An 8,919-nucleotide genomic window follows, 5' to 3' on the forward strand; every position below is an offset into this window, starting at 1 on the left:
AAACAGCTTTGCACGCACACGGAACCCAAACGCCGCTCGGATGCGGCCTCCGCACTGGCCGATCGCCACCACGCCCTGCTGGGCGAGATGTCGCTGGCGCTCCCGGAAACCCTGGGTGCGCGCCTGGCCGACCTGGCGGGCCTGGCCGAGGGCGGGTCCGCCGAACTGGGCGAACTGGCCTGGCAGGCCGCCGTGCAGGCGCATGGCGAGCTGATGTCCAGCGCGCTCGGCGCCGCGTTCCTCAGCGCCAACGGCCTGCCCACCGAGTGGGTGGACGCCCGTGAATGCCTGAACGCCGTCGCGTTGCCGAACCAGAACGAGCGCACCCGCGTGCTCTCGGCCATGGTCGAGCCGCGCCCGGATCCGGTGCTGGCGGCGGCGCTCGCCGCGCGTGGCGAAGTGTTCATCACGCAGGGCTTCATCGCCCGCGACGAGGGCGGCCGCACCGTGCTGCTGGGTCGTGGCGGTTCGGATACCTCGGCCGCCTACTTCGGCGCGCTGCTGGCCGCGGCACGGGTGGAAATCTGGACCGACGTCGCCGGCATGTTCACCGCCAACCCGCGCCAGGTCGCCGGTGCGCGCCTGCTCCAGCGGCTGGATTACGAGGAAGCACAGGAAATCGCCTCCACGGGCGCGAAGGTGCTCCACCCGCGCTGCCTCTCGCCGTTGCGCGAGCCGCGCGTGCCGTTGCTCGTGAAGGACACCAACCGGCCCGAGCTGGAAGGCACGGTGATCGGCCCCGAAGTCCGCGAGCACGCACCGAGCATCAAGGCGAGCAGTGCGCGCAAGGGCATCACGCTCGTATCGATGGAATCCGTCGGTATGTGGCAGCAGGTCGGCTTCCTTGCCGACGTGTTCGATGCGTTCAAGCGCCACGGCCTCTCGGTGGACCTGATCGGTTCGGCGGAGACGAACGTGACGGTGTCGCTGGATCCCACGGAGAACCTGCTCGATTCCGACGCGATCGCTGCGCTCGCCGCCGACCTGGCCCGTGTCTGCCGGGTCAAGGTCATCGCGCCCTGCGCCGCCATCACCCTGGTCGGCCGCGGCATGCGCTCCATGCTGCACAAGCTGTCGGCCGTGCTGGCGGAGTTCGGCCAGCTGCGGGTGCACCTCATCTCGCAGTCGTCGAACAACCTCAACCTTACGTTCGTCGTGGATGAGGACGTGGTCGACGAGATGCTGCCGCGCCTGCATGAGCTGCTGATCGGCGCGGGTGCCCTGCGCACCGACGACAGCATGGTCTTCGGGCCCGCGTGGCAGGCGCTGTATGGCAGTGGTGAAACCCCTTTGCCAGCCGCGGCGTGGTGGCAGGCCGAACGCCCGCGCCTGCTCCAGCTTGCGCAGGAGCGCACGCCTCGTTACGCCTACCACCTGCCTACGGTGCGGGCACAGGCGCGCAAGGTGAAGTCGCTGCGCGCGGTCGATCGCGCGCATTACGCGGTGAAGGCCAACACCCACCCCGGCATCCTCAAGGTGCTGGCGGAGGAGGGCTTCGCGTTCGAGTGCGTATCGCCGGGCGAACTGGAGGCGGTGTCGGCCGCGGTGCCGGACGATACGCCGTTGCTGTTCACGCCCAACTTCGCCGCGCACCGCGATTTCGAGGCGGCCCTGAAAACCCGCGCCACCATCACGATCGATGCGCTTCACCCGATCGAACACTGGGGCGACCTGTTCCGCGGCCGCGAGATCGTTCTGCGCGTCGACCTGGGGCGGGGCCTTGGCCACCACCAGAAGGTCAAGACGGGCGGCACCGGCAGCAAGTTCGGCGTGCCGATCGAGCAGGTCGACCGCTTCCTCCGCCTGGCGGACGACGCAGGCGCCCGGGTGATCGGCCTGCACGCGCACCTGGGCTCCGGCATCCTCGATGCCGCGCACTGGGGTGAGGTGTATTCGCAGCTAGCCGCGCTGGCCGAGCGCATCGGCACGATCAGCGTGCTCAACATCGGCGGTGGGCTCGGCGTGCCGTCGCACCCCGGCGAAACCGCGCTGGACATCGTCGCGCTCGACCGGGTCCTTATGGCGGTCCGCCAGGCCTATCCGCAGTTCCAGGTATGGATGGAGCCGGGCCGCTTCCTCGTTGCCGACGCCGGTGTGTTGCTCGCCAGGGTGACCCAGGAGAAGGAGAAGGGCAGCAACATCCGCTACCTCGGCCTGGATACCGGCATGAACAGCCTGATCCGCCCGGCGCTGTACGACGCGTGGCACGAGATCGCGAACCTCTCCCGCTTCGGCGAGCCGGCCACGACCATGTACCAGGTGGTGGGGCCGATCTGCGAGTCAGGCGATATCCTTGGTTCCGACCGGCGCTTGCCAGAATCATTCGAGGACGACGTGATACTTGTTGCACAGGGAGGCGCCTATGGCGCCGTGATGGCGTCGCGTTACAACCTGCGCGACGTAGCCGATGAGGTGCTTCTGCCGTGACGACCACGCTCGCCGATCCGCGCGAAAGCCAGCGTTTCCGCTTTGTCAGCCATCGCTATGCCGATGGCGTGGCCGAGCTGGCGTACGCGTTCGACGATGGCCCTGAACTGGTGGAACGGATCACGTTCCCGGGTGCCCCCGCCATCCCGGCGGGGCGCGAGGCGGCCTTCGCGGCCGCCCTGCGCCTGCTGCACCTGGTGGCCGGCGTCAGCTACTACAAAGCCGGCATCCCACCCTCCCTCGTGGTGGAAGGCGAGCCGCTGGACGAGGAGGGCGCGGCGATGTTCGACGCGCTCTACCTCCACGGGCTGGCCGAGTTCGCCTACCGCAACCGCCTGGACCTGCGCAGCCGCATCCGCTTCCCGCATAACGGCGTTAAGACCGGCAGCGCACCCGCCATCGGGCTGCCGAAGCGGTCGCTGTTGCCGATCGGTGGCGGCAAGGATTCCGTGGTCGCCGTGGAAGCGGTGAAGTCCATCGGTGCCGATGCCACCGCTACATGGGTCGGCAATTCGCCGCTCATCGCCGAGTGCGCCGCGCGCACGGGGCTGTCCACGCTGAACATCTCGCGTGAGCTGGCGCCCGGGCTGTTCGAACTGAACCGGATGGGTGCGTGGAACGGCCATATCCCGGTCACCGCCATTAACTCCGCGATCCTTGTCGTGGCGGCGGTGCTGTATGGCTACGATTCCATCGTCTTCGCCAACGAGCGCTCCGCCTCCGTGGCCACGCTGGAATACGAAGGCCAGGAAGTGAACCACCAGTGGAGCACGGGCTTCGGCTTCGAGAAGACCTTCCACGACTACGTGCATTCGCACGTCGCCGCCGACCTCGATTACTGCTCGCTGCTGCGCCCCTGGTCGGAGCTTGCGGTGACCAGCGCGTTCGCGCGCCTGGGGAGCGAGTACTTCAACGTGTTCTCGAGCTGCAACCGCAACTTCCGCATCCTCGGGCCCAAGCCCGCGGATCGCTGGTGCGGGCAGTGCCCGAAGTGCCACTTCGTGTTCCTGGCGCTGGCGCCGTTCATGCCCAAGCCGCGCCTGCTGCAGATCTTCGGCCGCAACCTGCTCGACGATATCGATCTGGCGGAGGCGTTCGATGCGCTGCTCGAATACCGCGACCACAAGCCGTTCGAATGCGTCGGTGAAGGTGCCGAGGCGCGCGCCGCGCTGTATGCGCTGTCGAACCGGCCGGAGTGGCAGGAAGATGCCCTCGTTGCTCGCTTCCGCAGCGAGATCCTCCCGCAGCTGGACGTCTCCGAGCTCGCCCTGGAGCCGTGGCTGAAACCCGGCGCCTCCCACCTGGTGCCTTCGCGCCTGCTTGGAGCGCTGGATGCGCTGGGCTGACCTCACTGGCAAGCGCGTTGCGGTCTGGGGCTTCGGCCGCGAAGGCCGCGCCGCGCTCGATGCGCTGGCGCGACGCCTTCCCGGGCAGGCCGTGGATGTCTACGTCGGCACCGACGAAGCGGACGCGGCGCGCGCGGCCTATCCGCATGCGCGGGTGATCGCCGCCGCGCCCGATGGCGACGCGTTGTCGGGCTACGACATCGTGATCAAGTCGCCGGGCATCTCGGCGTACAAGCCCGAATTGCTCGAAGCGCAGGCACGCGGCACGCGCTTCACTTCCGGCACCGCGTTGTGGTTTGCCGGCCATGCCGGTGCGCGCAGCGTCGCGGTGACCGGCACCAAGGGCAAGAGCACCACCTCGGCCCTGCTTGCGCACCTGGCGCGTTCGCTGGGCGTGCGCACGGCGCTGGTCGGCAACATCGGCATGCCGTTGCTCGAGCTGGACGAAGGCGAGGCCGACCTGTGGGTGATCGAACTGTCGAGCTTCCAGACGGGTGAAGCGCTGGGCGTGGATCTCGGCGTGGTCACCAGCCTGTACGAAGAGCACCTCGACTGGCACGGCTCCCGCGAGCGCTATGTCGATGACAAGCTGAAACTGATCGCTGCGTCCTCGCGCGTGCTCGTCAATGCCATGCAGCCCGTGCTCCTCGCACGCGCCGCGGAGCATCCCGGGTTGAACACCTTTGGCGACGAGGCTGGATGGCACGTTGCCGACGGCTGGATTCGTTCCGGTGCCGAGGATGTGATCCGCGCGGATCGCGTCGCGGCCCCGGGCCTGCATAACGCGCTCAATGCGTGTGCCGCGCTGGCCGCGCTGGAACTCATGGGTCTCGACGCGCGCGCCGCGTCGCCCGCGCTCGCGACCTTCGTGCCGCTACCGCACCGCCTGCAGCCGCTCGGTGAGCGCCATGGCCTGCGCTGGATCAACGAGTCGATCAGCACCACGCCGCTGGCGAGCCTCGCCGCGCTGGAAAGCGTCCACGACGAACACGTCGCGCTCATCGTGGGCGGACATGATCGCGGCCTGGACTGGACGGTGTTCGTCGATGCGATGTGTGGGCACGCGCCGGACGCCATCATCTGCCAGGGGAAGAATGGCCCACGCATCGCGGATGCGCTGGAGGCGGCGGGCGTAGCGAACGTGTATCGCGCCAGCGACCTCGCCGCGGCGGTAGGTGCGGCGCGCAATGCACTGCAAGGCGGTGGCGCCGTCGTGCTGTCGCCTGGCGCACCGAGCTTCGATCAGTTCAGGGACTACGCCGACCGCGGCAGGCGGTTTGCGGAGATGGCCGGTTTCGAAGCGGGTGCCGCGAGCATCCAGGGTTTGGGCATCCTGTGACGTAGGAGCCCACCCTGTGGGCGACATGTTTCGCCTCTCAGCCGCAGGACATGCTGGCTTGTCGCGAAAGGCGTCGCCCACAGGGTGGGCTCCTACGCGAACGCCAACGAAGCGGCGATGCCGTACGCCTAGTCGTGCGTAGCGTTCAACAACGTCCCGACTACTGCCGCGAGCGCCGCGTACAACTCCTTCGGCACGTCATCACGCAACCGCACCGCGGCCAGCAGCGTGGCGACCTGCGGATCGAGGTGCGGCGCCAGGCCCAGGGCCTGGGCACGCTCGAGCAGAGCTTTCACGCCATCGGCGTCGATGCGCTGGGTGTTGCCCTGACTAGTAGGCGAGGCCATCCGCAGCGTGACGCTGCGGCGCGGGGAAGGGAGCTGCTGGGTCATGCGCGTGCTTCGAGGAGGACGGCGCTATAGGCGCTCGTCGGCACGGGCAGGCCGTGCATGCAGGCAAAGTGATCGAGCTGCAGGTTGCTCTTCTCGAGCACGCGGCGCAGCGTGGTGAATTCATTCTCGAGGCGGGCGACCGTCTCGGGATACTGCGCCCAGAGGCGCACGGCGACGCGCGACCCGCGTAGCTGCACCTCGCCCTGCACGGCGCCCAGCGTCGGCGGGTCGATCGCAAAGCCCACGGTCCACATGCCATCGGGTTCCGCGGCGGAAGGCTTGCCTTCCTCGATGCGCAGCTGGAGCACGTCGTAACCACGCACGCCGGTCAGCGGGATCTCGACCATCCACAGGCCAGCCTGCGGTTGTGATTCGAGCTGGCCGATCTCCACGCGCGACAGCGCGGCGCGCACATCGGTGCGCAGGTGCGCGACGAGCCCATCGGCGGTGTCCTCATCCGCCAGCAGTTCCTGTGCGCGCGGCTGCGCGACCAGGGCGCGCTGCGCGAGCGGCGGCGGGGTATCGGTGAACGGCCGCGAAGGCGCCTGGATCATCGCCTGGCGCGTCTGCGGGATATCGTTCAGGGCACGGCGCAGATTCAGCAACGCCGCCTTGAAATCGTCGGTCGCCGGCGCGTCATGCTGCGCCTCGGCCAGGTGGGCTTCGAGGAAAGCGCCGCTTTTCGCGATCGCCTGCTTCATGCCATCGGGCGTGCCCAGGTCCGCCGGCTTGCTGATCGAGGACTCGAGCGTCGCCAGTGCGGTTCGCAGCGGTTCCGGCAGTACGCGGGCGACCGGGCGGCGGGCGAGGGCGGAGAGCACGCTCAGGAGCTGTGAGTAACCGTTCTGCATGGGCAGCCGTTCGCGCAGGCCCTGCATGGCCACGCGCTCATCGGTGTTGCCGACGACCACTTCCAGCTGGGGCTGGGCGCCCTGGGTCATCACGCGTACCTGGAACTGCTGGGGCAGCGACGTGCCCGCCGCATCCGCCTCCACGGCCATGCCGCCGATATCCAGAAGAACCTTGCCGACATCGACCTGGGCCAGCAGGCGGGCAGACAGCAGCGTACCCACCGCCCAGGTCTGGGTGGTGGCTGCCGTGGTACCCGCGGCCGCGCCGGCCCAAAGCTGGGCGGCGAGGCTGGTCGGCTGGATGATCAAGGGCAGGTCCTCCGGGGGCCTGGGCGGCATCCGTCGTGGACGCGCTCCTGTGTGTCGTAAGAATCGGCTGATTCCCCGGAACCTTTAGGTGACGGGGGGCCTGGCCAGACGGGGTAGAATGGGCGGATGAGCAACCTCCCTTTCGAACTCCTCGCCACCGATGGCGCGGCGCGGCGCGGCCGCCTGCGCTTCGGCCGCGGCACCGTGGAAACCCCCGCGTTCATGCCCGTGGGCACCTATGGCTCGGTCAAGGCCATGACGCCGCGCGACGTCCGCGACACCGGCGCCGAGATCATCCTTGGCAACACATTCCACCTGTTCCTCCGGCCTGGCCTCGACATCGTTGGCGCCTTCGGCGGCCTGCACAAGTTCATCGGCTGGGATCGGCCGATCCTCACCGATTCCGGCGGCTTCCAGGTCTTTTCACTGGCCCATAAGCGCAAGATCACCGAAGAAGGCGTCACATTCGCCTCGCCGGTCGATGGCTCGAAGGTCTTCCTGTCGCCCGAAGTGTCCATGCAGATCCAGACGGTGCTGGATTCCGACGTGGCCATGATCTTCGACGAGTGCACCCCGTACCCGGCGACGGAGAAGGTGGCCTCGGACTCCATGGAGCTCAGCCTGCGCTGGGCCGAGCGGTCGCGCCGGGCCTTCAACGACCTGAAGAACCCGAACAACCTGTTCGGCATCGTCCAGGGCAGCACCTACGAGAACCTGCGCCGCCGCTCGGTCGAGCAGCTGGTGGATATCGGCTTCGACGGCTACGCCGTGGGTGGCCTGGCGGTGGGCGAGCCCGAGGCGGAGCGCAACCACACGCTGGACTTCACCCTGCCGCTGTTGCCGAAGGAGCGCCCGCGCTACCTGATGGGCGTCGGCCGGCCGGAGGACATCGTCGAGGCCGTGCGCCGCGGCATCGACATGTTCGACTGCGTGATGCCGACCCGCAACGCGCGGAACGGCTTCCTGTTCACGGATGCCGGCACGTTGCGCATCCGTAACGCGAAGTTCGCCACCGATACGCGCGTGATCGAGGAGGGTTGCGACTGTTACGCCTGCGCCAACGGGTTCAGTCGCGCCTACCTCCGCCACCTGGATCGCTGCAACGAGATCCTCGGCAGCCAGCTGGCGACCATGCATAACCTCCGCCACTACCAGCGCCTCATGGCCGGGCTGCGTGGAGCGATCGAATCCGGGACCCTCGACGATTTCGTGATGGCGTTCTACGCCGCGCGCCGGAAGGGCGAGGTCGACGGGGTATAAGGCCTTGCGGGGCGCCCGCAGCGCCCCCAAAGCCTTGGACTGGCGCGGTACACGGCCGCCGGGGGGCGTGGCATAATCCACGATCTTTTTACGTGAGCGGTCGCTTTTTGCTTGGCCGTTCCATGACTTGCGAGAAATCTGATGAGCCTTCTGACCCACGCCGCCATCGCCCAGGCCACGGGCGCCGCCGCCCCGCAGGGCGCGTTTGGTGTGACGCAGCTTCTGTTCATGGCGGTGCTGTTCGGTGTTTTCTACTTCATGATGATCCGCCCGCAGATGAAGCGTCAGAAGGAGCATCGCGCCCTCCTGTCCGCCCTGGCCAAGGGCGATGAGGTGGTGATGAACGGCGGCCTGGCCGGTCGCATCGAGGAAGTAGGCGATTCGTTCGTCAAGGTCGAGATCGCCCCGGGCGTGGTCGTCCAGATGCAGAAGGGTGCCGTCACCCAGGTGCTGCCGAAGGGCAGCCTCAAGAAGAACTGAGTTTTCTCTCAGACGCGTCAGCCGCGGCCGCCGGGCGGCCGCTCCCACGGAATGTAAGGCATGAGTGATTTTCCACGCTGGAAGTACGCGCTGGTTGTGATCGTGTTGCTGGTCGGCATCGTTTACGCGCTGCCGAATGTCTTCCCGCCCCAGCCGGCGGTGCAGATCTCCGGTAACCGCGGCGCGGCGGTTGACGCGACATTGAAGAGCAAGGTCGATGCGTTGCTGGCCACCGCCAAGGTGCCGGCCCTGGCGGTCGACGTGAACGAAAAGGACGGCCGCCTCCTGGCGCGCTTCGGCAATGTCGACCAGCAGGCCAAGGCGTCCGATGCGCTGCGCACGGGCCTTGGCGACAACTACACGGTGGCGCTGAACCTTGCCTCCACGGTGCCGTCGTGGCTGCGCTCCATCCATGCGAACTCGATGCCCCTGGGCCTCGACTTGCAGGGTGGCGTGCACTTTTTGATGGCGGTCGACCAGGACGCGGTGCTGAAGAAACAGCAGCAGCGTTACCT

General features: G+C 67.9%; 7 protein-coding genes and 1 pseudogene. 6 read left to right on the plus strand and 2 right to left on the minus strand.

The window, feature by feature from the left end:
- From ACTHLF_RS16420 to murD, 3 genes are all read left to right on the plus strand, one after another.
- Positions 1–2,427: bifunctional aspartate kinase/diaminopimelate decarboxylase (locus ACTHLF_RS16420; RefSeq protein WP_440328622.1), on the plus strand; the 2,427-nt coding region annotated here is incomplete at its 5' end.
- A complete protein-coding gene (gene murL, locus ACTHLF_RS16425; protein ID WP_440328623.1) occupies positions 2,424–3,773 on the plus strand; it encodes a UDP-N-acetyl-alpha-D-muramoyl-L-alanyl-L-glutamate epimerase in 1,350 nt (449 codons plus the stop codon). The genes ACTHLF_RS16420 and murL, both read left to right, overlap by 4 nt.
- Positions 3,760–5,112 carry a UDP-N-acetylmuramoyl-L-alanine--D-glutamate ligase gene (gene murD, locus ACTHLF_RS16430; RefSeq protein ID WP_440328625.1) on the plus strand — a complete coding sequence of 451 codons (1,353 nt, stop codon included), beginning with the start codon at positions 3,760–3,762 and terminating at the stop codon, positions 5,110–5,112. Before murL ends, murD begins: the two co-directional genes overlap by 14 nt.
- Positions 5,113–5,240: 128 nt before the next feature.
- On the opposite strand, the gene ACTHLF_RS16435 is transcribed toward murD, so the two are convergent.
- Together ACTHLF_RS16435 and fliK are read right to left on the minus strand one after the other, a co-directional pair.
- Positions 5,241–5,504, minus strand: coding sequence for a flagellar biosynthesis protein (locus tag ACTHLF_RS16435; RefSeq protein WP_440328627.1), 264 nt, complete (start codon positions 5,502–5,504; stop codon positions 5,241–5,243).
- Positions 5,501–6,664 (minus strand): flagellar hook-length control protein FliK, encoded by a 1,164-nt coding sequence (fliK, locus tag ACTHLF_RS16440; protein ID WP_440328628.1) that lies wholly within the window; start codon positions 6,662–6,664, stop codon positions 5,501–5,503. The genes ACTHLF_RS16435 and fliK overlap by 4 nt, the downstream gene beginning before the upstream one ends.
- A gap of 126 nt (positions 6,665–6,790) precedes the next feature.
- Here fliK and tgt point away from each other — a divergent pair, with 126 nt between their 5' ends.
- The 3 genes and pseudogenes from tgt to secD form a co-directional block, all read left to right on the plus strand.
- On the plus strand, positions 6,791–7,924 hold the full coding sequence (tgt, locus tag ACTHLF_RS16445; RefSeq protein WP_440328630.1) for a tRNA guanosine(34) transglycosylase Tgt: 1,134 nt from the start codon (positions 6,791–6,793) through the stop codon (positions 7,922–7,924).
- A 141-nt stretch (positions 7,925–8,065) separates the two neighbouring features.
- Positions 8,066–8,404: a preprotein translocase subunit YajC gene (gene yajC / locus ACTHLF_RS16450; RefSeq protein WP_440328631.1), complete on the plus strand. Its 339-nt coding sequence runs from the start codon at positions 8,066–8,068 to the stop codon at positions 8,402–8,404.
- A gap of 60 nt (positions 8,405–8,464) precedes the next feature.
- Positions 8,465–8,919: pseudogene (gene secD, locus ACTHLF_RS16455) on the plus strand (protein translocase subunit SecD); the annotation flags it as partial.

It is taken from the genome of Luteibacter sp. (assembly GCF_051958795.1).
Classification (GTDB): Bacteria; Pseudomonadota; Gammaproteobacteria; order Xanthomonadales; family Rhodanobacteraceae; genus Luteibacter.